We start from the raw sequence: 22,837 nt of genomic DNA, 5'->3' as shown, positions 1-22,837 counted from the left end.
GATTCTTTATTTTTACATGAAAATTAGACAAAACAAAATAATATGAGTTATTATAAAATACACGACCTTGAGAATTATTTTAAAATGTATAAAAAATCAGTTCGTGAACCCCGAAAATTTTGGGACCGTATAGCTGATGAAAATTTTACATGGTATCAAAAATGGGACAAAGTATTTGAGTTTGATATGCAGGAAGCAAAATTCAAATGGTTTTTGGATGCTAAAGTGAATATTACAAAAAACTGCATAGACAGGCATTTAGCCAGAAGAGGTGATAAGACCGCCATTATTTTTGAACCAAATAATCCGGATGAGGTTTCTCAACATATTACCTACAATGATTTATACGCAAGAGTGTCTAAAATGGCAAACGTTTTACGTGACAAGGGAATAAAAAAAGGTGACAGGGTTTGTATTTATTTACCGATGATCCCGGAATTAGCCGTTTCAGTTTTGGCTTGTGCCAGAATAGGGGCTATACATTCTGTAGTTTTTGCCGGTTTCTCTGCTTCAGCTGTTTCAGCAAGGATAAATGATAGTGATTGTAAAATGGTCATAACATCCGATGGAGGATATAGGGGAAATAAAACCATCGATTTGAAAGGTATTATTGATGAAGCGTTAGAGAAGTCGCCTTGTGTTGAAACTGTTTTAGTGGTCAAAAGAACCAATGAAAAAGTAAACATGAAAGAAGGTCGAGATCAATGGTTGCAACCTCTTTTAGACGAGGCCATACCCAATAATGTTGCAGAAATCATGGATGCAGAAGATCCGTTGTTTATATTATATACCTCCGGTTCTACCGGAAAACCTAAGGGAATGTTGCATACCACTGCCGGTTATATGGTTTATACAGCCTATACGTTTAAAAATGTTTTCAACTATCAAGAAAATGATATTTATTGGTGTACTGCCGATATTGGTTGGATTACCGGACATTCTTATATCTTATACGGACCATTATTAAACGGAGCAACGACTGTTATTTTTGAAGGCGTTCCTTCTTATCCGGATTTTAGTCGCTTTTGGGAAGTGATTGAAAAACATAAAATTACACAATTTTATACGGCTCCAACGGCCATTCGTGCTTTAGCCAAAGAAAGTTTGGATTATGTGCAACGTTTTCCCTTAAAATCACTAAAAGTGATTGGTTCTGTTGGTGAACCGATTAACGAAGAAGCTTGGCATTGGTATAATGACCACGTAGGAGGGAAGCGTTGTCCATTAGTCGATACCTGGTGGCAAACCGAAACGGGTGGTATCATGATTTCGCCCATTCCATTTGTTACACCAACAAAACCCACATATGCTTCATTACCATTACCCGGAATTCAACCGGTTTTGATGGATGAATTACGAAATGAAATTGATGGTAATCAAGTCACCGGAAGTTTGTGTATTAAATTTCCATGGCCATCTATGGCACGAACGATTTGGGGCGATCATCAACGCTATAAAGAAACCTATTTCTCTGCATTTCCCGGAAAATATTTCACCGGAGATGGTGCTTTGCGGGATGAAGTAGGCTATTACAGAATTACGGGTAGAGTAGATGATGTAATCATTGTTTCCGGTCATAATTTAGGAACGGCACCTATTGAAGATTCTATCAATGAGCATCCTGCAGTGGCAGAAAGTGCCATTGTTGGTTTCCCACATGATATAAAAGGAAATGCGTTGTATGGATTTGTAATTTTAAAAGAAACGGGTGAAAGCAGAAACCAAGATAACCTGCGAAAGGAAATTAACCAACAAATTTCCGATCAAATCGGACCAATTGCTAAATTAGATAAAATTCAATTCGTATCCGGTTTACCCAAAACCAGAAGCGGAAAAATTATGCGTCGTATCTTGAGAAAGATTGCCGAAGGGGATTATTCTAACTTTGGCGATATAACAACTTTGTTGAATCCTGAAATTGTAGAGGAAATTAAGGAAGGAAAATTGTAAAATATTTTTAATTAATAGATTTAAAAACGCTCATTTTGAGCGTTTTTTTTATTTTATAATCATTTTTTTATTTTGTAAATTAGTTTAATGAACTTATCTCCCCAAATAGCAATTATCGGAGGCGGTCTGGCCGGATTAACCGCTGCGATTCATCTGACGAAATCGGGTAAATCGGTTTTACTATTTGAAAAAAACACTTATCCTAAACACAAAGTTTGTGGCGAATTCATATCAAATGAAGTGCTTCCATATTTTGAAGAGTTGGGTTTGAATATTGAATCATTACAACCAACTCACATTAATAAAACAACGATTTCTGTTTCTTCAGGCAAATCAATTTCAGCACATTTACCTTTAGGCGGATTCGGAATAAGTCGCTATAAATTAGATAATTATCTTTATGAAAAAGCAAAAGAGTTTGGTTGTCAAATTATTCATCAACAAGTGAATGAGATTGATTTTTCAAACGATTCATTTACAATTCAAACCGAAAATAACGAAACTTTCCAAGCCAAAGTAGTTTTAGCGGCTTTTGGAAAACGGTCAAATTTAGATGTTAAACTTCAACGAAATTTCATCCAAAAAAAATCACCGTGGTTAGCCGTAAAAGCTCATTATAAAGGCAATTTTCCGAATGATTTAGTAGAATTACATAATTTTGATGGTGGTTATTGCGGTGTTTCAAAAGTGGAAGATAATATTATCAATATTTGTTATTTAGCCAAATATGAATCTTTTAAAAAACAAAAATCAATTTCAGATTTTCAACTAAACGTTTTAAATAAAAATCCAAAACTGAAAGCTATTTTTGAAAATACAGAAATGCTTTTTGAAAAACCACTCACTATTAGTCAAGTTTCTTTTGAAACCAAAAAGCAAGTAGAAAACCATATTTTGATGCTAGGCGATACGTCCGGATTAATTCATCCGCTTTGTGGAAACGGAATGGCGATGGCCATTCACAGTGCTAAGATAGCCAGTGTATGCACGATTGACTTTCTTAACGAGAAAATCAATCGCAACGAATTAGAAATGAAATACGCCAAACAATGGAACTTCAATTTTAAATCCCGAATTCAAATGGGAAAAATGCTATCCAAATTATTACTCAATCCGGTTCTGAGTAATCGGATGATGAAATGGCTATTAATCTTTCCAAAATTACTACCTTTCCTAATTCAAAAAACACACGGAAAGCCAATTAAATAATGTTTGTAAACACCAATTTTCGCAACAGAGCAGAAGAATTAATGGATGATTTTTCTATGGAAGGAAATGAGCTAAAATCAGCTTTACAAACGATTGCATCAATTAATCAAAAATTAGGCGGAAACAAATTAACACTTAACGGCGTTAAAGAACTGCTTAAATTTGCAGATAGATCAAAAACAATCACTATTTGCGATGTTGGTTGTGGAAACGGCGATATGTTGCGTGAAATTGCAAAATTTGGACTTACAAACGGATATCAATTTGATTTAATTGGAATTGATGCAAACGCTTATACAATCAAAGAAGCCATACAATTATCTGAAAATTTCCCAAATATTAACTATATTCAGGAAAATATTTTACATAAACAAAAAAATCAAGTAAATTACGATATAACATTGTTTACCTTAATATTACATCATTTTAGTGATGATGAAATTAATCTAATTCTACAAGATTATTTAGCAAATAGTAAGCTCGGAATTATTATTAATGATTTACACAGAAGTTCAATTGCCTATCACTTATTTCAATTGGTTTGTTTTGTCTTTAAATTACAAGAAATGCCTAAAAAAGATGGTTTACTTTCTATCTTAAAAGGGTTCAAAAAAGAAGAATTAATTGCTTTTTCACGAAAAATTAACGCAATAGAACAAACGATTCAGTGGAAATGGGCGTTTAGATACCAATGGATTATTCGGAAATAAATAAATTAAAATGGCTATTAAACTAATTACTGTTGCAACGCAACTTCCGCAATATTCCAGAGAAACTTCGGAAATAATTCCATTAATGGATAATTGGCTTCACGGTCAAGAAGAGCGGTTTATCAGAAAAGCCAAAAAAATTGTAGAAGGTGCAAAAGTGGACAAACGCTACTCGATCATGCATCCGGAAGAAGTTTTTTCGCTTCAATCCTTCGAAGAACGAAACGCTATTTATTCACGTGAAATGATTGTTTTAGGCGAACAAGTACTCCAAAAGGCATTACATCAAGCAAAATGGAGTCCACAAAGCATTGACTACATAATCACCGTGAGTTGCACCGGAATCATGATTCCGTCCTTAGATGCTTATCTCATCAATCGATTAGAGTTAAAACAGGATATTGTCCGACTTCCGGTTACTGAAATGGGTTGTGTGGGAGGTATTTCCGGATTAATTTATGCCAAAAACTTCCTTAAAGCGAATCCCAACAAAAGAGCAGCTGTGATTACTGTTGAAAGTCCAACCGCAACCTTTCAATTGGATGATTTTTCCATGGCAAACATTGTTAGTGCCGCTATTTTTGGTGATGGAGCAGCGTGTGCTTTATTGTCTTCTTTTACGGAAGATAACGGACCTAAATTAATTGACGAAGCCATGTATCATTTTTATGACAAGGAACACATGATGGGCTTTGATTTGACAAATAAAGGATTAAAAATGGTTCTGGATATTGAAGTTCCTGAGACGATTGGCGAACATTTTCCGGCGATTATTCATCCGTTTTTAGAAAATAATAAGTTGACAATTCAGGATATAGATTATTTAATTTTTCATCCGGGTGGAAAAAAAATAGTACATTTAGTCGAAGATTTATTTTTAGATTTAGGGAAGAACATCGACGATACCAAAGAAGTTTTGCGATTATACGGAAATATGTCAAGTGCCACCGTTTTATTTGTTTTGGAAAGAATAATGCAACAAAATCCAAAATCAGGTGAAAGAGGGTTGATGTTGAGTTTCGGTCCCGGATTTACAGCACAACGAATTTTAGTAGAATGGTAAACGAATTTGAACATACTTGGGTAATTATCCTTGGAGGAAGTTCCGGATTAGGATTGGCTTCTGCTAAAAAGTTAGCTGAAAATGGAATGAATATTTGCATCGTTCACCGTAATACACGAGTGGAATTACCCGAAATTGAAAAAGAATTTGAAATTATAAAATCAAACAGCATTTCTTTTTTAAGTTTTAATGTAGATGCTTTGCAACCTGAAAAACGACAAGAAATCATTACTCAAATAAAATCTGAAATAGGTTCAGACAAAGTAAAATGCTTGATTCACAGCATTGCAAAAGGAAGTTTAAAAAGCATGACTTCCGAAAATTCATTAACAACGGATGATTTTTTATTGACTATAAACGCGATGGCAATTTCATTATACGATTGGACAAAAGCAGTTTTTGAAGCTGATTTATTTCATCACGATGCTCGAATTATTTCTTTTACAAGTGAAGGAAGTCTGAAACCAATCCCAAATTACGGAGCCGTGAGTGCAGCCAAAGCAGCGTTGGAAGCCATTTCAAGACAAATTGCCTTTGAATTTGTATCCTTTGGCATCAAAAGTAATTGCATTCAAGCGGGTGTAACGAATACGAAATCCCTTCAACTGATTCCGAATAGTGAAAAAATTAAAGAAATTGCTATTAGACGGAATCCATTCAAACGATTAACAGAATCCGAAGATGTGGCCAATGTGGTTTATTTACTTTGTAAAGAAGAAGCCAAATGGATCAATGGTTCAATTGTGAAAGTAGATGGTGGTGAAAGCCTTTAAAATCAAATTGTAATGAATGAAATCAATCTAATTTTAAGTAAACTTCCTTACCAAAAACCATTTCTTTTTGTAGATGAATTGCTTCAAATTAATGAAAATGGTGCAAAAGGAACATTTACTTTTGATGAAAAGTTAGATTTTTACAAAGGTCATTTTAAACACAATCCAATTACGCCGGGTGTCATTTTAATCGAAACAATGGCTCAAATTGGCTTGGTTTGTTTGGGAATTTATCTCACTTTAAATGAAGATTTTTCGCAAATCGCTTTTTCTTCCTCCGAAGTCGAATTCTTGAAACCCGTTTATCCCAACGAAAGAGTAACTGTAATTTCAGAAAAAGTCTATTTCCGTTTTGGAAAATTAAAATGCAAAGTTCGAATGATAAACAGTAAAAATGAAGAAGTTTGTAGCGGAACTTTGTCAGGAATAATAGTAAAATAAAATGCAAAAAAAACGTGTCGTCATCACCGGATTAGGTGTGGTTGCTCCCAATGGAGTGGGAGTGAACAACTTTTTGCATGCCATAAAAAACGGAATTTCGGGAATCAAACACGATGCTGAATTAGAACGATTGCAGTTTTCTTGTCAAATTTCGGGAACACCTGAAATTTCAGAAGAACTGAAAAGAGACTATTTTACAGAATTAGAATTAAAAAACTTTGATGCATCCGGAATTTTATATGGAGTTATCGCAGGAATGGAAGCGTGGAAAGATGCCGGATTATCCATTGAAAACAACGAAAATCCCGATTGGGATAGCGGAACAATATTCGGATCGGGAACTTCCGGAATCGAAAAATTTAGAGAAAGTATCTATAAAATAGACGATTTTCAAACCCGAAGATTAGGAAGTACTGCGGTTGCTCAAACAATGAATAGTGGCGTGAGTGCTTATTTGGCGGCCAAATTAGGTTTAGGAAATCAAGTAACTACCAATTCCTCCGCTTGTGCAACCGGAACAGAAAGCATTTTGATGGGTTATGACCGAATTATTTCCGGAAAAGCGAAACGAATGTTGGTGGGAAGCACTTCCGATAGCGGTCCATATATCTGGGGTGGATTTGATGCCATGCGGGTTTGTACATTCAAACACAATGATTCACCAGAAAAAGGCTCTCGACCCATGAGTGCAAGTGCTTCGGGATTTGTGCCGGGAAGTGGAGCAGGAGCACTTCTTTTGGAAGATTTAGAATCAGCTTTAGCTAGAAATGCAACAATTTATGTAGAAGTTTTAGGTGGAAATAGCAATTCCGGCGGGCAACGTGGAGATGGGACAATGACAGCACCAAATTCAATTGCAGTGCAGAAATGTATTGTTGACGCTTTAAGAAATTCAGATATAAATTCAAATGAAATTGATACAATTAACGGACACCTAACAGCCACAATAAAAGATGGCTTAGAAATCTTTAATTGGAGTAAAGCTTTACATTTACCTAAATCAAATTTTCCGCATATCAATTCCTTAAAATCAATGATTGGACATTGCCTTTCGGCATCGGGTAGCATTGAAAGTGTAGCGACAGTTTTACAAGTTTATCACGGATTTATTTTTCCATCGATTAATTGCGAAGATTTACATCCTGAGATTGATACTCTAGTAGAAAGGGAAAAAATTCCGCAACAACTTCTTCAAAAAGATATCAATATCGCTGTAAAAGCCAGTTTTGGTTTTGGTGATGTTAATGCGTGCGTAGTTTTCAAAAAGTTTAACGAAGTTGCTTACCTTCGTAAAAAAAGAAAATGAATAAAGAAGAAACTATTCTCAAACTGAAAAATATTGTAAAACCATACATTAAAAATCAGGAAGCTTTTGAAAATTTAAATGAAAACACAGACTTTATCAATGATTTGAAAATAAATTCAGCCAATTTGGTTGATGTTATTTTAGATATTGAAGAAGTTTTTGATATTGTAATAGACAATCCATCGATGGAAAGAATGCTCAATGTTCAAGCGGCATTGGATATTATAGAAACAAAATTAGATGAAAAATGATTGGAAATGATGTGGTAGATTTAGCTTTAGCAAAAGTTGAAAGCAATTGGCAACGAAAAGGTTTTTTAGCTAAACAATTTACTGAAAATGAGCAAAATATTATTTTTTCTGCTGAAAATCCAACGCTTATGGTTTGGATCTTGTGGAGTAGGAAAGAAGCTGTTTATAAAATCATCCGACAAGAAAATGGTTTGCGTGGATTTTACCCATTAAAAATTGAAAATACTGACTACGATTGCGGAATTGTTTGTTTTAATAAAACGAAATATTACACCAAAACAATTCAAAATGGTGATATGCTGCATACAATTGCTTTAAAAAAGCATCAATTTAATAAAATCTCAGAACTAAAATCTTCTATTAATATTCATAAAAAAGATGAAATTCCATATCTTATTAAAAATGGTAATAATCACTTCATAACAAAAAGTCATCACGGAAGATTTGAGAAAATATTACTCCTGAATACATAAATTATATTTTTTACAATTTTGATTGTAACAATTAGATTTTAACTGTTTTAAGTCCGCTTTTTTTCATATATCTTATTTTTCATCACTAAAAATTATACATATTTTAGTTTTATTAAAAATAATTATTATATTTGTGTAATCGATTACAACAAATATAGTCATGATAAATTTTAGTTTCAGATATGCATCAAATCCCATTGATGCAAGAAAGTACGACACACAAGAAATAAGAAACCACTTTTTAATTGATAATTTATTTTCGGAGAATGAAATAAATCTTATCTATTCAATGTATGATCGATATATTGTTGGAGGGGTCATGCCTGTTTCAAAAGAATTACAATTAGAGACTATTCCTTACTTAAAATCAGAAAACTTTTTAGATCGACGCGAGTTGGGAATTGTCAATGTTGGCGGAAAAGGAACGGTAATGGTTGACGGTGAAGTTTTTGAACTTAATAAAAAAGAAGCATTATATATTGGAATGGGAGCAAAACAGGTTCTTTTTTCAAGTAATGAAGAAAAACCAGCTTTGTTTTACATTAATTCAGCACCCGCTCACACTCATTTTCCAAACAAAAAAGTTACTAAAGAAAATGCAATCATAATTCAGTTAGGCGAAGAAAAAACGGCTAATAAAAGAATTTTAAACAAACTAATTGTCAATGAGATCGTTCAAACTTGTCAATTGCAAATGGGTTTGACAGAATTGTTGCCTGGAAATGTTTGGAATACCATGCCGGCTCACACGCACAACCGAAGAATGGAAGCCTATTTTTATTTTGATTTAGAAGAAGGGCAAACCATTTCTCATTTTATGGGAGAACCACAACACACACGTCACATTTTCATGCAAAATAACCAAGCGGTTTTATCGCCAGAATGGTCTATTCATTCAGGTGCCGGAACATCAAACTATTCCTTTATTTGGGGAATGGCGGGTGAGAATTTAGATTATAGCGATATGGATGTTTGTCCACCAAACGAATTAAGATAATATGAAATTATTCGATTTAACACATAAAAACGCTTTAATAACCGGAGGAACACACGGTCTTGGAATGGCTATTGCCGAGGCATTAGCTCAAGCCGGTGCTCAATTGATCATTACCGGAACAACGCCTTCCAAAATGGAAGAAGCGATTTTCTATTACAAATCCAAAGGATATGAAGCTACGGGTTATTTGTTTGACGTAACCGATGAAGTTGACGCTGCCAAACACGTTGAATTAATTCAAAAAGAAATTGGCAACATACATATTTTAGTGAATAATGCCGGAATCATCAAAAGAGAATTAGCCATCACAATGCCGGTAGCCGACTTCAGAAAAGTAATTGATGTTGATTTAGTCGGACCGTTCATTATGTCGCAATTGGTTGCAAAACAAATGATTGCAAGAAAGGAAGGTAAAATCATCAACATTTGTTCAATGATGAGCGAATTGGGAAGAAACAGTGTTTCGGCTTATGCAGCAGCTAAAGGCGGTTTAAAAATGCTGACTAAAAATTTAGCGACCGAATGGGCAAAACACAACATTCAAGTTAATGGGATTGGTCCGGGCTATTTTGCAACTTCGCAAACCGAACCAATTCGAGTGGACGGTCATCCGTTTAATGAATTTATTATTAATCGTACTCCGGCAGCACGTTGGGGGGATCCGGAAGATTTGGCCGGAGCAGCAGTTTTTTTAGCGTCTAAAGCTAGCGATTTTGTAAACGGACAAATTATTTATGTAGATGGTGGAATATTGGCTACCATTGGTAAACCATCGAACGAAGATTAAAAGCAATTGTAATGAAAACAAAATTTATACACGATAATTTTTTATTAGAAAATAAATATGCAGAGGAATTGTATCATAACTATTCTAAAAATCAGCCTATTATCGATTACCATAATCACTTATCTCCAAAATTAATAGCGGAAAACTATCAATTTAAAAATATTACGGATGTTTGGATTAATGGCGACCACTACAAATGGAGAGCCATGCGAACGTTGGGTGTGAATGAAAAATTCATTACCGGAGATGCATCCGACAAAGATAAATTCATTCAATGGGCAAAAACGGTTCCGTACACCATGCGAAATCCTTTGTATCATTGGACACATTTGGAATTAGCACGTTATTTTGATATTTATGATTTATTAAATGAAAAATCTGCAGAAGAGATTTATGAAGCAACTTCTCAAAAATTAAGCACTCCTAAATTTTCTTGTCGGAATTTATTAAAGAAAGTAAACGCTGAAGTGGTTTGCACAACCGAAGATCCAACGGACGATTTGGCTTATCACAAGCAATTAGCCAACAGTGATTTTTCGGTAAAAGTGAGTACTGCTTTCCGTCCTGATAAAGCGATTTTAATTGCAAGTGAAACGTATAATAGTTATATTGATTCATTATCTAAAGTGGTTGATTTTGAAATTAATACATTTTTTGATTTATGCAATGCTTTAAGTAAAAGAGTTGCTTATTTCAATGAAAATGGTTGTCAACTTTCCGATCACGGATTAGATCAAATTCTGTTTGAAAATTATACAGAAAGTGAAATCAATTCCATTTTTGAAAGGAGAAGAAAAAATCAACCGATTACTTCGTTAGAAGAGGCTAAATTTCAAACCGCCATTTTGTTGTTTTTATGTGAAAATTATCATCAACATGGCTGGGTGCAACAATTCCACTTAGGAGCTTTGCGTAACAACAATGCCAGAATGCACCGAATTTTAGGCCCGGATACAGGTTGGGATTCGATTGGTGATTTCTCTCAGGCTAGAAATTTATCTGCTTTGTTGAATGCGTTGGATTCGAAAGATAAATTAACCAAAACGATTTTATACAACCTAAATCCTGCCGACAATGAAGTAATGGCAACCATGATTGGAAATTTTAATGATGGAAGCATCAAAGGGAAAGTGCAATTTGGTTCCGGCTGGTGGTTTTTAGACCAAAAAGATGGTATGACAAAACAAATGAACGCCTTGTCAAACATGGGATTAATCAGTTGTTTTATTGGAATGTTAACCGATTCCAGAAGTTTTTTATCATTTCCGAGACACGAATATTTCAGACGTGTTTTGTGTAATTTATTGGGCGATGAAATCAAAAGAGGCGAATTGCCTGATGATATGGAATGGATTGGTAAAATGGTTGCAGATATAAGTTATCATAATGCTAAAAATTACTTTAATTTTAAGTAGTCAATCAAGTGGAAAGTAATGTTTTTTTTGAAAATGAATTAACCGATTGGGAAACTGTTGATGATAAAATAGAACGAAAGATAGTGGGCTATAATCAATCAATAATGATGGTTAATGTAAAGTTTAAAAAAGGTGGAATTGGTGAGATGCATCATCACATCCATTCGCAAGTCACTCACATCGCGGAAGGAAAATTTGAAGTAACAATTAATAATGAAACGAAGCTTTTGCAAAAAGGAGATTCTTTTTTTGTAGCTCCAAACCTAGAACACGGCGTAATTTGTTTAGAAGACGGTTTGTTAATTGATGTTTTTAGTCCAATGAGAGAGGATTTTATAAAAGTATAAATGAGCAGAGTAGTAACATTTGGTGAACTTTTACTTCGGCTTTCGCCGCCAAGTCATTTGCGACTCACACAGGCGAGATCCTTTGATATGTATTATGGTTGTGCCGAAGCCAATGTTGCTGCATCACTGTCAAAATTTGGAGTTTCTGTAAAATTTATTACAGCAGTTCCAGACAACGAGCTCGGCGAATCATCGCTCAGTATGCTACGTTCTTTTGGTGTTGAACCTATTTCTTTTATTCAAGGAAAAAGGCTTGGCATCTACTATTTTGAACAAGGTGCATCCGAAAGACCGGGAAAAGTGGTGTATGATCGTGAAGATTCGTCATTTTCAACCTTGAAAAAAGGAATGATTGATTGGGAAACTGCTTTTAAAGATGCTGATTGGTTTCATTGGTCAGGAATTACACCATCATTGACGTTGGAATTAGCAGAAATCTGTGAAGAAGCCTTAAAAGTTGCTTCACGAATGGGTTTAACTATTTCGGCCGATTTAAATTATCGTCCGACTTTATGGAAGTATGGTAAAAATGCCAATGAAATCATGCCAAATCTAGTCAAACATTGTGATTTACTGTTAGGCGGAATTGATGATTCAGAAAAAGTATTGGGCATAAAAATCAATGAAAAGGATACCCAAGAAGATATTTTTTCAAATTGGATGAAAGCATTTCCAAAATTAAAAAACATTGTCACCACCAAACGAATGGATGCCAATGCTTCGTCCAACGGAATCAGTGCTTCCTTTTGGAACGGAAAAGAATTATTGCATTCACAGAAATACAATATTTCACATTTAATTGATCGAATTGGTGCCGGAGATGCATTTATGGCAGGAATCATTTACGGAATGATAGCTTGGCCGAATGACAATCAAACTGCTTTAGAATTTGCTGCTGCTGCGACTTGTTTAAAGCATTCCATTTCCGGTGATATCAATTTAGCAACTGTCAATGAAATTAAAGCATTAATGGGCGGTTCCGGCGGCGGAAGAGTGTCTAGATAAATTGAAACAATTACATAATAATAAATTTAAAATAATGTCAAAAAAGGTAGTAACATTCGGTGAAATCATGTTGAGATTAGCACCACAAGGATTTTTAAGATTTTCTCAAGCAGATAATTTTGATGTAGTTTATGGAGGTGGAGAATCAAACGTAGCGGTTTCTTTAGCTAATTATGGAATTCCGGTTGATTTTGTAACCCGTTTACCAAAAAATGATATTGGAGAATGTGCCATGATGGAAATGCGTAAAAGAGGCGTTGGTGTTGATAAAATAGTTTGGGGTGGAGAACGTTTAGGAATTTATTTTCTAGAAACAGGTGCAGTAAGCAGAGGAAGTAAAGTAGTTTATGACAGAGCTTATTCTTCTATGTCAACCATTCAATCGGGAATGATTAATTGGGAAGAAGTTTTTAAAGGAGTGGAATGGTTCCATTGGACTGGAATTACACCGGCTATTTCTCAAAGTTCAGCTGATGTTTGTCTGGAAGCGGTGAAAGTTGCAAGTAAAATGGGGGTTACCATTTCAACCGATTTGAATTACCGTGCTAAACTTTGGAAATACTGTGACGCTGCAAAAAGAGAAGCAATCATGACTGAACTGACTTCGTATTGCGATGTAGTTTTAGGAAATGAAGAAGATGCAGAAATGCACTTCGGAATCAAACCGGAAGGTGCAGCTGTCCAAACGCACGGACACGATGTGAAAGCAGAAGCTTTCTTGTCAGTTTGTCAACAAATGATGAAAAAATTCCCAAGAGCTAAAAAGGTAATTACAACATTGAGAGGTTCAATTTCGGCTTCACACAATACGTGGGCAGGAGTTTTATACGATGGAAAACAAATGTTACAAACGCGTCAATACCAAATTACCGATATCGTTGATAGAGTTGGCGGCGGTGATAGTTTTATGGGAGGATTAATCTACGGATTATTAACCTATCCGGATGATGATCAAAATGCATTGGATTTTGCTGTGGCCGCTTCTTGTTTAAAACACACCATCAAAGGTGATGCGAATTTGGTTACTGTTGATGAAGTTCAAAAATTAATGGGAGGTGATGCTTCGGGTCGTGTAGCTAGATAATTATGATAGTAGATACAATCAATAACGCATCAAGATACACAAGTCTACATCCTTTGTTTGCCAAAGCATTCGAGTTTTTAAAAACAAATGATATTAATTCTTTAGAAGATGGTACAGTTGCTATTGAAGAAGGATTAAAAGTAATTGTTAGCAATAAAATGGGGAAAACCAAGGAAGAAAGCTTAGCCAAATTTGAATGTCATAATGAAAATATCGACATTCAATTTTGTGCCAAAGGAGTTGAAACCATTGCTTGGAAACCAAGAGAAAAATGTGTCAATCCAAATGGAGAATACAGTACAGAAAAAGATGTTTTGTTTTTTAATGACGAACCGGATATGTTTTTTCAATTAACAGATGCTCAGTTTGTTATTTTCTATCCGGAAGATGTACATGCTCCAATGATTGGTGAAGGTGCCATAAAAAAATTAGTATTTAAAGTTAAAATTTAAAAAATGAGTAATAGTCAAAAAGTTTCAGATGCAATTGTAAAACAAGGTATTTTACCGTTGTATTTCAATGCCGATGAAAATGTAACCATAGAAGTGCTTAGAGCTATTTACCGTGCCGGAATTAAAGCCGTAGAATATACCAATCGTGGGGAAGCTGCTTTGAAAAACTTCGCTAAAATGGTAGAGGTTCGTAATGCCGAAATGCCGGACTTATTGCTTGGAATAGGAACGATTAAAAATTTAGAACAAGCAAAAGCATTTGAAAAAGTTGGAGCAGATTTTTATATCAGTCCCGGATTTGTTCCGGAAGTTGCCAATTATTTAATTGCAAAAGATCTGTTTTACAGTCCGGGTTGTATGACACCAACGGAAATTATTGCCGCTGAAAATGCCGGAGTAAAATTCATAAAACTTTTTCCGGGAAACATGCTCGGACCTGATTTTTTAAGTGGTATCAAAGATATTTTTCCAAAATTATTATTCATGCCAACGGGTGGTGTAGATACAACTAAAGAAAATATTTCAGGATGGTTTAAAGCCGGGGTTTCTGCCGTTGGTATGGGAAGTAAATTAATCAGCAAGCAATTAATGGCAGACAAAGATTATACAACGATAGAGTTGGAAACCAAAAAAGTTTTAAAAATTATTCAATCAATAAAATAGAATTTTTTTAACACCCTGTTGAGTGTGATTTTTCAATAACATTGGATAAAAGCACTCAACAGAAAAAAAAATAAAAATGACGACTTTAAAGAAAATATCCCATTTGACAGGTTTTTCTATTTCTACTATTTCTAAAGCTTTAAATGATAAGCAAGATATTAATGTTGATACAAAAAAAATCATTCAGGAATTTGCTTTAAAAACAAATTATAGACCAAACAAAAATGCATTAGCACTGCGAAGTAGTAAATCAAGTATTATTGCAATAATTGTTCCCACTATTAATAATCATTTGTACAGTGAAATCCTTTTTGATATTCTAAAATGTGCAACTAGAAGAGGATACAGAAGTATGTTATTTCAATCGTTTGAAGACGTTTCAAAAATTAAACACTATTTAGAAGATATTAATGACGGTAGTGTTGATGCTACAATTGTTTTAACTACGAATAAAGAAATTGAAAAAGAAATAACAATTTCTAATAGAAGATATTTGGCCGTTGCCTTTGTTCAAATGGACCAAGAAAGCTCTACTTTTAAGAATAAAGAAAATTGTGCTGAGTTATTTGATAATTTGATTAATCAAATCAGCTAAAAATTAATTAGTAATTATACAAAACGTGACTAAAATAATAAATATGACGCATCAAACTTCTTCAAAAAAAGCAACTAAATTCAGATGGACCATTTGTGGTTTGTTATTTTTTGCCACAACAATAAACTATTTAGATCGACAAGTGCTCTCTTTAACTTGGAAAGATTTTATCCAACCTGAATTTCATTGGAATAATAACGATTACGGAAATATCACAGCTTTATTTTCAATTTTTTATGCCATTAGTATGCTTTTTGCAGGAAAGTTTGTGGATTGGATGGATACCAAAAAAGGGTTCCTTTGGGCAATTGGAATTTGGTCTGTAGGAGCCGTTTTACACGCATTTTGTGGTATAGCCACTTCAGGATTAATTACCGGAAGTTGGTTTGTAGGGTTCGAAGAATCCAAAGAAATTATAGGAACAATTAACAATACTTCATTGGTTATTAGTACCAGTGTTACTTTATTTATTTTCGCCCGATTTGTGTTAGCTGTTGGAGAAGCAGGAAACTTTCCGGCTGCAATCAAAGCAACAGCAGAATATTTTCCTAAAAAAGATAGAGCATTTTCAACAAGTATATTTAATGCTGGAGCTACAGTAGGTGCGTTAGCAGCACCTTTAACAATTCCATTCATTGCAAAAGCCTTAGGCTGGGAAATGGCTTTCATCATTATCGGTGCATTAGGTTTTGTTTGGATGGGGTTATGGATTTTTCTTTACAAAAAACCCGAATTACATCCAAAAGTAAATAAAGAGGAGTTGGACTATATCAATCAAGACCAATTAGATGAAAGAGAAAAAAGTAATGAGGAAAGAGAGATAGTATTATCTCTAAAAGACTGTTTCAACTACCGGCAAACATGGGCTTTTATTGTTGGAAAGTTTATGACAGATGGAGTTTGGTGGTTTTACTTATTCTGGACACCCGCTTATTTAAGTTCAGTTTACAAAATGGATAGTACGCAAAGTGCAATTCCGTTGGTAATTTTATATGTAATTACTTTACTATCAATCATTGGAGGTTGGTTGCCCAAATATTTTGTAGATAAACTTGGGTTGAATCCATACGAGGGTAGAATGAAAGCGATGTTGATTTTTGCTTTTTTTCCTTTATTGGCTTTAATGGCACAACCCGGTGGTGAAATTTCCTATTGGATTCCGGTCATTATTATCGGTATTGCCGGTGCGGCACATCAAGCTTGGTCAGCAAATATTTTTTCAACAGTAGGAGACATGTTTCCTAAAAAAGCGATTGCCACGATTACAGGAATTGGAGGAATGGCAGGTGGAATAGGTTCTTTTCTAATAAACAAAGGATCGGGTGTCTTATTTGATCATGCTCACAAAGCTTGGACAACTATTGATGGTGTTCCGCTACTGGAAAAATTTCCGCAATATATAAATGAACGAATGCCGGACAATTTGTTAACTGAAATAGAAAATTCGGGTTCCATCGTTTCAGATGGAATTGATAAAGGATACATGATCATCTTTTCAATTTGTGCAGTAGCTTACCTTATTGCCTGGGGAATCATGAAGACATTAGTACCAAAGTATAAAGTAATTAAATTTTAAAAGAAATGGAAAACTTGGTAAAGCAAAAATTGAAAAGAGAAAATATGGGGTTTTCAACAAAATATCCCATTAAAGTTGTACAATTTGGAGAAGGAAATTTTTTAAGAGCTTTTGTAGATTATGCGTTTCAAATTTTAAACAAAAAAACTGATTTTAACGGCGGAATAGCTGTAGTTCAACCCCTGGACAACGGATTGGTTCATTTATTAAATGAGCAAGACGGGTTATACATATTGTTTATGAATGGTGTGAAAAAAGGACAGAAAATTCAAGATGTTGAATTGATTACTAATGTTATAAAAGGAATTAATACCTACACTAATTTTCAGGAATACCTTGATTTAGCTAAAGAAGAATCATTGGAATTTGTGATTTCAAATACTACAGAGGCTGGAATTGAGTATGTTGATTCTGACACCAAAGAAATGCAACCACCTCATTCATTTCCCGGAAAGTTGTCGGTTTTTTTACACGAGCGGTTCTTACATTTTAAAGGCGATACTTCCAAAGGATTAACTATTATTCCTTGCGAATTAATCAATTATAATGCGGATACATTAAAAGATATTTTACATAAATTAGCCGACTTATGGGAGTTAGGTAGCGATTACAAAAATTGGTTAATTACTAGCTGTACTTTCCATAACACATTAGTTGATAGAATTGTGCCGGGTTATCCCCGTAATGAAATTGAAGAATATAACAACAAATTAGACTACCACGATGATATTTTAGTTACAGCAGAGCCATTTTTTCTTTGGGTGATTGAAGGAGATGAAAAATTGAAAGAGAAATTACCTTTTCACAATACAAATTTAGATGTCAAGATTGTATCTGATATGCAACCTTATCGGACGCGGAAAGTAAGAATTCTCAACGGTGCTCATACAGCAATGGTTCCTTTTTCCATTTTATATGGTAACCAAACGGTTAAGCAAACACTTGATGATCAGTTTACAGAAGCGTTTGTTGTCAATGCTATTTTTAAAGAAATTAATCCAACTCTACCAATGGAAAAAGACGAATTGGATTTGTTTGCAGAAGAAGTATTAGACCGTTTCAGAAATCCGTTTATTAAACATCAATTAGCGGACATTGCTTTAAACTCGATTTCAAAATTTAAGGTGAGGGTGCTTCCAAGTTTGTTAGCATACGTAAAAATAAACCATAAATTACCGGTTTATCTAACGTTCTCTTTTGCTTGTTTACTTCGCTTTTACAAAAAAGAGTGGCAAAACAGAGCTTTACCCGTAAATGATACGAAAGAAATAGTTTTATTTTTTGAAGATTTATGGAAATCTGACAATTTGGAATTTATAGTTGAGCAAACACTTTCAAACACAGAATTTTGGGATTGTGATTTAAATGAAGTAAAAGGTTTAACCGAAGCTTTGGTTTTTGCCTTGAAAGAAATAGAAAATGGAGGAATTGAAAACGGATTCAAAAGTTTTCAGAATCGATATGACTCTTAACAAACGATTATGCAAAAGAAATTAATAAAAGTTCATCCTACTGACAATGTAATTGTTGCTTTGGTAGATATAAACGAAGGCGAAACCTTGGTTTTTGAAGACAAGAAAATTACAATGGTTTCTTCCGTTAAGGCAAAACATAAGATTGCTGAGTTCGATTTTTCTGTGGGAGACAGTATTTTCATGTATGGTGTTTTGGTAGGTAAAGCTAGTCAAAATATTAAAAAAGGCGAAGTCTTAACAACACAAAATGTTACTCATCAGAGTAGTAAAGTAACTCATAAAACTGAGTCTACAACTTGGAATCCTCCAAATGTTGATAAGTGGAAAGAAAGAACTTTTATGGGGTATCATCGTGCAGATGGACAAGTGGGAACTACAAATATTTGGCTTTTTTTTCCATTAGTTTTTTGCGAAAATAAAAATATTGAACGCTTAAAAGAAGTGTTTGAAAAAGAGTTAATGCCCAAAAAAACAGACAGTTATCAAATGTTGCTACGTTCTTTAGTTAACGGAACAAACCCGACAGAAAGTGTTGAGGAAAAAAGTAATACGACGTTTGATAATATCGAAGTAAAATTTATTACCCACCAAGGAGGCTGTGGAGGAATAAGACAAGATTCAGAAAGTTTGGCCAGATTGTTAGCAGGATATGTAAATAATCCCAATGTTGCCGGAGCTACTGTTCTAAGTTTGGGCTGTCAAAATTTACAAATCGAATTGTTTCAAAAAACGTTAAGAGAAATTAATCCAAATTTAAACAAAGAAGTTATCATTTATGAGCAACAACAAATGGGAACGGTTGATGTGATGCTTCAAACAATCATCAAAGATTCTTTTGAAGCTATTAAAAGAGCTAACCAAATCCAACGCAAACCGGCTCCTTTGTCAAAACTTTGTATCGGTTTAGAATGTGGCGGATCAGACGGTTTTTCAGGAATTTCAGCAAATCCTGCTTTAGGTTATGTTTCAGATGTCATGGCTGCTTTAGGAGGAAAAAGTATTTTAGCAGAATTCCCTGAATTGTGTGGTGTAGAACAAGAATTAATGAATCGATGTGTAACGGAAGATAAAGCTAATAAATTTTTATCATTAATGAAAGCTTATGAAAAATCAGTTATTGCCGCAGGCTCTGGTTTTGATATGAATCCTTCTCCCGGCAACATCAAAGATGGCTTGATTACAGATGCAATGAAATCAGCCGGAGCTGCCAAAAAAGGAGGTACTTCTCCTGTGATGGATGTGTTAGATTATGGTGAATATGTTTCTCAACCCGGATTAACGTTGTTAAATACACCCGGAAATGATGTGGAAAGTACTACCGCTATGGTTGGTTCCGGAGCCACAATAGTGTTATTTACAACAGGTTTAGGAACACCAACCGGAAATCCGATTACTCCGGTTATTAAAGTATCTTCAAATTCCGTTTTGGCACAACGAATGAATGATATTATTGATATTGATACCGGCACAGTAATAAGCGGGGAAGAAACCATTGAAGAAGTTGGCGAAAATATATTAAACTACATTATTGAAGTAGCTAGTGGAAGATTGCTTACTAAAGCCGATCAATTAAAACAAGATGATTTTATTCCTTGGAAACGAGGGGTTTCATTATAGTTTTTTAGTTAGTATTGTATAAATCCGTCAAAGTATTTTAGACGGATTTATTATTTTTAGACTAATTTTCGGGTAGATTTTCTCAATATTAACTCCGGTTCTAAAACTACTTTCTTTTCAATTTTAATTTTATCCGAATTGTTTACTTGTTCTAAAAATACCTTTGCAGTCATTCTACCCATTTCAAGAGGAAATTGATCAATTGTACTAATTGATAACTCCATAAATTGAGTAAACGGTTCGTTACTAAATCCTATTACTGAAAAGTCAGTAGGGATTTTGATGTTTTTAGCTCTTAATTCTTGAATAGCACCTAGAGCGGCAAAGTCACTTGAAGAAAAAATTGCATCTGGTGGAATGTTCAGTTTCAAAAGTTTTTTTACTGCTTTTTTACCATCCTCTATTGTACTTTTTGTTTGAATGATATAGTCTTTTACAAACTCCAATTTGTTATCCAATAAAGCCTGCTTATAACCTAAAAAACGGTCTTTAAAAATTTCAATATTAGTATCTCCGGAAAAGTAAGCAATACGTTTGCAACCGGAATCAATTAAGTATTGAGTAGCTTTATAACCTCCGTCAAAGTCATTTATAGTAACAGAACTTACATTTTTCATTGTTTTTTTTCTGTCAAAAAAGACCAAAGGCACTTCTTTTTTCATAATCCTATCAAAGGTGGAGAGATTATTACTAGATGTAGAAATTAATATACCGTCTACTTGAGAGTTTAATAGAGCTTCAATGTTATCAATTTCCTTTCCTTCAACTCCATCTGTTTGACAAATAATAACATGATAACCATGTTTATTCAATTCCTCTTCGATACCGTGAATGACGGAACCAAAAAAGTTGCTGTCAATTCTAGGAACTACAACACCTACATTATTGCTTTTTCCACTTTTTAAAGCTAAGGCAAGTCTGTTTTGTTCATAATTCATTTTAGAAGCCATATTGGCAACTAGTTCACGGGTTGCTTCACTTATGTTAGGGTTGTTGTTTAAAGCTCTAGAGACAGTAGCAGCCGTTATATTTAGCTTTTTAGCAATGTCGTAAATGGTTGTCTTTTTTTTCATAAAAAAATACCCTCAAGGTTAGTACAATAATATACGGTAAATTTTTTAGACACAAATGTAATGATTAGATTGAATATTTATTTTTTTTCTTTTAAAAAAGGTGATGTTTCTTAGAGGCCGATTATTAATTAGACATAAAAATTATATTTTTTTTTTATTTTATTAAAAAAAGCTTGGTTATTATTATTGGATTAATTATTTTTGGTAATCGATTACATTGTTACAATTTTTAAAATGATTGCTCTTAAAATGCAGAAAAACAAGACACTTATTCTTTCAGTTATTGGGTTGCTTACAATGGCTTGTGGAGAAAAAAATAAAATTAATGAAGTTAAAGAGGGGAGTCCATGGGGGATGATGGAGTCTATTATTAACAATACCAAAGAGCCAAAATTTAAAAATAGTACTTATTCAGTTTTGGATTATGGTGCAAAATCGGATGGAGTTAGTTTGAATACAGAATCTTTTCGATTGGCAATTAAGGCATGTGCTGAAAATGGTGGTGGAAAAGTTGTTGTGCCAAGAGGTAAATTTCTCTCTGGGCCAATACATTTAGATGATAATGTTAACCTACATTTGGAGGAGGGGGCAGAAATATTATTTAGTACCAATCCGGTTGACTATCCTTTGGTACATACTTCTTTTGAGGGTATGGAGTTGATGAATTATTCACCATTAATCTATGCTAAAAACAAAAAAAATATAGCAATTACCGGAAAAGGTGTTTTGAATGGTCAGGCTGATAAAACGAACTGGTGGCCATGGAAAGGTAAAACTTCTGAAGGTGGTGTTTATGGCTATGTTGATGGGCAGCCATCTCAAAGGGACAGCTTGAATCTGCCGGCTTTAATGGAAATGGCTCAAAATGATGTGCCTATAGCCAAACGTGTTTTTGGTGAAAATCATTATTTACGTCCAAATTTCATTGAACCATTTGATTGTTTCAATGTGTTAATTAAAGATGTCAAAATCATTAATGCTCCATTTTGGATTATTCATCCAATATGCTACCACTAATCAGGATGGTAATGGTGATGGAGCTATTTTAACTACTAATTATACAGGTGGTGCTGGAACCTTATATGTTTATGGTAGTGCTGCTTGTAATTTATACAAACTTGAAGTTACCGGAGCAACAGTTGAGACTACATTGAGTTTAGATAGTTTGGATAAATTAACAACTAATGTTTTTGGAGCAGGAAATCAATTGTTTGTTCAAAATGTAGTTTCAAATACTGAAGTTAAAGTGTATGGAATTAATGGTGCATTAATCAAATCTATTAGTACTTCATCTGATACTAGTTTTGAACTCAACAAAGGACTTTATATTGTTAATGTAAAATCAGAGGAAGGTGATAAATCGGTAAAAGTTCTTATCAACTAAATTTATTTTTCAGTAGTTAGTTAAGTAATATTATTTCATTTTTTAAACAGTAGTAAACATAATTTACTACTGTTTTTTTATTTCAATAAAATGAGATTGATGTTCTAAGCTAACTACACAAAATGTAAAAGTGTTTTTTGTCAGAAAAGCAATAAGATACAAACTGTTAATATAGTTATAAGAAGTAATAA

The 22,837-nt window shown here is 34.0% G+C and carries 24 protein-coding genes; 23 read left to right on the top strand and 1 reads right to left on the bottom strand.

Going from position 1 to position 22,837, the window contains the following annotated elements; translation table 11 throughout:
• Positions 1-42 precede the first annotated feature (42 nt).
• The 21 genes from acs to R2782_RS01215 all read left to right on the top strand — a co-directional run bounded on the left by acs (position 43) and on the right by R2782_RS01215 (position 20,189).
• A complete protein-coding gene (gene acs, locus R2782_RS01315) occupies positions 43-1,950 on the top strand; it encodes an acetate--CoA ligase (protein ID WP_371266255.1) in 1,908 nt (635 codons plus the stop codon).
• Positions 1,951-2,037: 87 nt separating this feature from the next.
• Positions 2,038-3,159 carry an NAD(P)/FAD-dependent oxidoreductase gene (locus R2782_RS01310; protein WP_371266254.1) on the top strand — a complete coding sequence of 374 codons (1,122 nt, stop codon included), beginning with the start codon at positions 2,038-2,040 and terminating at the stop codon, positions 3,157-3,159.
• Positions 3,159-3,869, top strand: coding sequence for a methyltransferase domain-containing protein (locus tag R2782_RS01305; protein ID WP_371266253.1), 711 nt, complete (start codon positions 3,159-3,161; stop codon positions 3,867-3,869). Before R2782_RS01310 ends, R2782_RS01305 begins: the two co-directional genes overlap by 1 nt.
• Positions 3,870-3,879: 10 nt before the next feature.
• On the top strand, positions 3,880-4,932 hold the full coding sequence (locus R2782_RS01300; RefSeq protein WP_371266252.1) for a type III polyketide synthase: 1,053 nt from the start codon (positions 3,880-3,882) through the stop codon (positions 4,930-4,932).
• On the top strand, positions 4,926-5,705 hold the full coding sequence (locus R2782_RS01295) for an SDR family oxidoreductase (protein WP_371266251.1): 780 nt from the start codon (positions 4,926-4,928) through the stop codon (positions 5,703-5,705). The genes R2782_RS01300 and R2782_RS01295 overlap by 7 nt, the downstream gene beginning before the upstream one ends.
• Positions 5,706-5,717: 12 nt before the next feature.
• Complete coding sequence (locus R2782_RS01290) at positions 5,718-6,146, top strand: 3-hydroxyacyl-ACP dehydratase FabZ family protein (RefSeq protein ID WP_371266250.1); 429 nt, start codon at positions 5,718-5,720, stop codon at positions 6,144-6,146.
• A gap of 1 nt (position 6,147) precedes the next feature.
• Positions 6,148-7,452, top strand: coding sequence for a beta-ketoacyl synthase (locus R2782_RS01285; RefSeq protein WP_371266249.1), 1,305 nt, complete (start codon positions 6,148-6,150; stop codon positions 7,450-7,452).
• Entirely contained in the window at positions 7,449-7,703 is a 255-nt protein-coding gene (locus tag R2782_RS01280; RefSeq protein WP_371266248.1) for an acyl carrier protein, read from the top strand. The genes R2782_RS01285 and R2782_RS01280 overlap by 4 nt, the downstream gene beginning before the upstream one ends.
• A complete protein-coding gene (locus R2782_RS01275; protein ID WP_371266247.1) occupies positions 7,700-8,176 on the top strand; it encodes a 4'-phosphopantetheinyl transferase superfamily protein in 477 nt (158 codons plus the stop codon). The genes R2782_RS01280 and R2782_RS01275 overlap by 4 nt, the downstream gene beginning before the upstream one ends.
• Before the next feature lie 160 nt (positions 8,177-8,336).
• Positions 8,337-9,173 carry a 5-dehydro-4-deoxy-D-glucuronate isomerase gene (gene kduI / locus R2782_RS01270; RefSeq protein ID WP_371266246.1) on the top strand — a complete coding sequence of 279 codons (837 nt, stop codon included), beginning with the start codon at positions 8,337-8,339 and terminating at the stop codon, positions 9,171-9,173.
• A gap of 1 nt (position 9,174) precedes the next feature.
• Positions 9,175-9,960, top strand: a complete 786-nt coding sequence (locus R2782_RS01265; protein WP_371266245.1) for a gluconate 5-dehydrogenase — start codon at positions 9,175-9,177, stop codon at positions 9,958-9,960.
• Between the two features lie 11 nt (positions 9,961-9,971).
• Entirely contained in the window at positions 9,972-11,375 is a 1,404-nt protein-coding gene (gene uxaC / locus R2782_RS01260; protein WP_371266244.1) for a glucuronate isomerase, read from the top strand.
• 8 nt (positions 11,376-11,383) lie between these two features.
• Positions 11,384-11,722: a cupin domain-containing protein gene (locus R2782_RS01255; protein ID WP_371266243.1), complete on the top strand. Its 339-nt coding sequence runs from the start codon at positions 11,384-11,386 to the stop codon at positions 11,720-11,722.
• Entirely contained in the window at positions 11,723-12,727 is a 1,005-nt protein-coding gene (locus R2782_RS01250) for a PfkB family carbohydrate kinase (RefSeq protein WP_371266241.1), read from the top strand.
• Positions 12,728-12,761: 34 nt separating this feature from the next.
• The gene (locus R2782_RS01245) at positions 12,762-13,811 is read left to right on the top strand and encodes a PfkB family carbohydrate kinase (RefSeq protein WP_371266240.1); all 1,050 of its coding nucleotides are present in this window, start codon (positions 12,762-12,764) and stop codon (positions 13,809-13,811) included.
• Positions 13,812-13,813: 2 nt separating this feature from the next.
• The gene (locus tag R2782_RS01240; protein ID WP_371266239.1) at positions 13,814-14,263 is read left to right on the top strand and encodes a YhcH/YjgK/YiaL family protein; all 450 of its coding nucleotides are present in this window, start codon (positions 13,814-13,816) and stop codon (positions 14,261-14,263) included.
• Positions 14,264-14,266: 3 nt separating this feature from the next.
• Positions 14,267-14,926 (top strand): bifunctional 4-hydroxy-2-oxoglutarate aldolase/2-dehydro-3-deoxy-phosphogluconate aldolase, encoded by a 660-nt coding sequence (locus R2782_RS01235; protein WP_371266238.1) that lies wholly within the window; start codon positions 14,267-14,269, stop codon positions 14,924-14,926.
• Positions 14,927-15,002: 76 nt separating this feature from the next.
• Positions 15,003-15,521, top strand: a complete 519-nt coding sequence (locus R2782_RS01230; RefSeq protein ID WP_371266237.1) for a LacI family DNA-binding transcriptional regulator — start codon at positions 15,003-15,005, stop codon at positions 15,519-15,521.
• Between the two features lie 43 nt (positions 15,522-15,564).
• Positions 15,565-17,097, top strand: a complete 1,533-nt coding sequence (locus R2782_RS01225) for an MFS transporter (RefSeq protein WP_371266586.1) — start codon at positions 15,565-15,567, stop codon at positions 17,095-17,097.
• 5 nt (positions 17,098-17,102) lie between these two features.
• The gene (locus tag R2782_RS01220; RefSeq protein WP_371266236.1) at positions 17,103-18,569 is read left to right on the top strand and encodes a tagaturonate reductase; all 1,467 of its coding nucleotides are present in this window, start codon (positions 17,103-17,105) and stop codon (positions 18,567-18,569) included.
• Positions 18,570-18,578: 9 nt separating this feature from the next.
• Positions 18,579-20,189, top strand: coding sequence for a UxaA family hydrolase (locus R2782_RS01215; RefSeq protein ID WP_371266235.1), 1,611 nt, complete (start codon positions 18,579-18,581; stop codon positions 20,187-20,189).
• A gap of 56 nt (positions 20,190-20,245) precedes the next feature.
• Here the strand turns inward: R2782_RS01215 and R2782_RS01210 are convergent, their stop codons facing one another.
• Positions 20,246-21,262: a LacI family DNA-binding transcriptional regulator gene (locus R2782_RS01210; RefSeq protein WP_371266234.1), complete on the bottom strand. Its 1,017-nt coding sequence runs from the start codon at positions 21,260-21,262 to the stop codon at positions 20,246-20,248.
• A gap of 249 nt (positions 21,263-21,511) precedes the next feature.
• Here R2782_RS01210 and R2782_RS01205 point away from each other — a divergent pair, with 249 nt between their 5' ends.
• Entirely contained in the window at positions 21,512-22,279 is a 768-nt protein-coding gene (locus tag R2782_RS01205; RefSeq protein ID WP_371266232.1) for a glycoside hydrolase family 28 protein, read from the top strand.
• Positions 22,224-22,646 (top strand): T9SS type A sorting domain-containing protein, encoded by a 423-nt coding sequence (locus R2782_RS01200; protein ID WP_371266231.1) that lies wholly within the window; start codon positions 22,224-22,226, stop codon positions 22,644-22,646. The genes R2782_RS01205 and R2782_RS01200 overlap by 56 nt, the downstream gene beginning before the upstream one ends.
• Positions 22,647-22,837 lie beyond the last annotated feature (191 nt).

The organism is Flavobacterium sp., from assembly GCF_041392085.1.
GTDB lineage: Bacteria > Bacteroidota > Bacteroidia > Flavobacteriales > Flavobacteriaceae > Flavobacterium.
This window is presented reverse-complemented; position numbering and strand designations above follow the sequence as displayed.

Excerpts from the sequence above, each read along its gene's own strand:
- acs (WP_371266255.1), top strand. The coding sequence starts at position 43 with ATGAGTTATTATAAAATACACGACCTTGAGAATTATTTTAAAATGTAT.
- R2782_RS01310 (WP_371266254.1), top strand. The coding sequence starts at position 2,038 with ATGAACTTATCTCCCCAAATAGCAATTATCGGAGGCGGTCTGGCCGGA.
- R2782_RS01305 (WP_371266253.1), top strand. The coding sequence starts at position 3,159 with ATGTTTGTAAACACCAATTTTCGCAACAGAGCAGAAGAATTAATGGAT.
- R2782_RS01300 (WP_371266252.1), top strand. The coding sequence starts at position 3,880 with ATGGCTATTAAACTAATTACTGTTGCAACGCAACTTCCGCAATATTCC.
- R2782_RS01295 (WP_371266251.1), top strand. The coding sequence starts at position 4,926 with ATGGTAAACGAATTTGAACATACTTGGGTAATTATCCTTGGAGGAAGT.
- R2782_RS01290 (WP_371266250.1), top strand. The coding sequence starts at position 5,718 with ATGAATGAAATCAATCTAATTTTAAGTAAACTTCCTTACCAAAAACCA.
- R2782_RS01285 (WP_371266249.1), top strand. The coding sequence starts at position 6,148 with ATGCAAAAAAAACGTGTCGTCATCACCGGATTAGGTGTGGTTGCTCCC.
- R2782_RS01280 (WP_371266248.1), top strand. The coding sequence starts at position 7,449 with ATGAATAAAGAAGAAACTATTCTCAAACTGAAAAATATTGTAAAACCA.
- R2782_RS01275 (WP_371266247.1), top strand. The coding sequence starts at position 7,700 with ATGATTGGAAATGATGTGGTAGATTTAGCTTTAGCAAAAGTTGAAAGC.
- kduI (WP_371266246.1), top strand. The coding sequence starts at position 8,337 with ATGATAAATTTTAGTTTCAGATATGCATCAAATCCCATTGATGCAAGA.
- R2782_RS01265 (WP_371266245.1), top strand. The coding sequence starts at position 9,175 with ATGAAATTATTCGATTTAACACATAAAAACGCTTTAATAACCGGAGGA.
- uxaC (WP_371266244.1), top strand. The coding sequence starts at position 9,972 with ATGAAAACAAAATTTATACACGATAATTTTTTATTAGAAAATAAATAT.
- R2782_RS01250 (WP_371266241.1), top strand. The coding sequence starts at position 11,723 with ATGAGCAGAGTAGTAACATTTGGTGAACTTTTACTTCGGCTTTCGCCG.
- R2782_RS01245 (WP_371266240.1), top strand. The coding sequence starts at position 12,762 with ATGTCAAAAAAGGTAGTAACATTCGGTGAAATCATGTTGAGATTAGCA.
- R2782_RS01240 (WP_371266239.1), top strand. The coding sequence starts at position 13,814 with ATGATAGTAGATACAATCAATAACGCATCAAGATACACAAGTCTACAT.
- R2782_RS01235 (WP_371266238.1), top strand. The coding sequence starts at position 14,267 with ATGAGTAATAGTCAAAAAGTTTCAGATGCAATTGTAAAACAAGGTATT.
- R2782_RS01230 (WP_371266237.1), top strand. The coding sequence starts at position 15,003 with ATGACGACTTTAAAGAAAATATCCCATTTGACAGGTTTTTCTATTTCT.
- R2782_RS01225 (WP_371266586.1), top strand. The coding sequence starts at position 15,565 with ATGACGCATCAAACTTCTTCAAAAAAAGCAACTAAATTCAGATGGACC.
- R2782_RS01220 (WP_371266236.1), top strand. The coding sequence starts at position 17,103 with ATGGAAAACTTGGTAAAGCAAAAATTGAAAAGAGAAAATATGGGGTTT.
- R2782_RS01215 (WP_371266235.1), top strand. The coding sequence starts at position 18,579 with ATGCAAAAGAAATTAATAAAAGTTCATCCTACTGACAATGTAATTGTT.
- R2782_RS01210 (WP_371266234.1), bottom strand. The coding sequence starts at position 21,262 with ATGAAAAAAAAGACAACCATTTACGACATTGCTAAAAAGCTAAATATA.
- R2782_RS01205 (WP_371266232.1), top strand. The coding sequence starts at position 21,512 with ATGCAGAAAAACAAGACACTTATTCTTTCAGTTATTGGGTTGCTTACA.
- R2782_RS01200 (WP_371266231.1), top strand. The coding sequence starts at position 22,224 with ATGTCAAAATCATTAATGCTCCATTTTGGATTATTCATCCAATATGCT.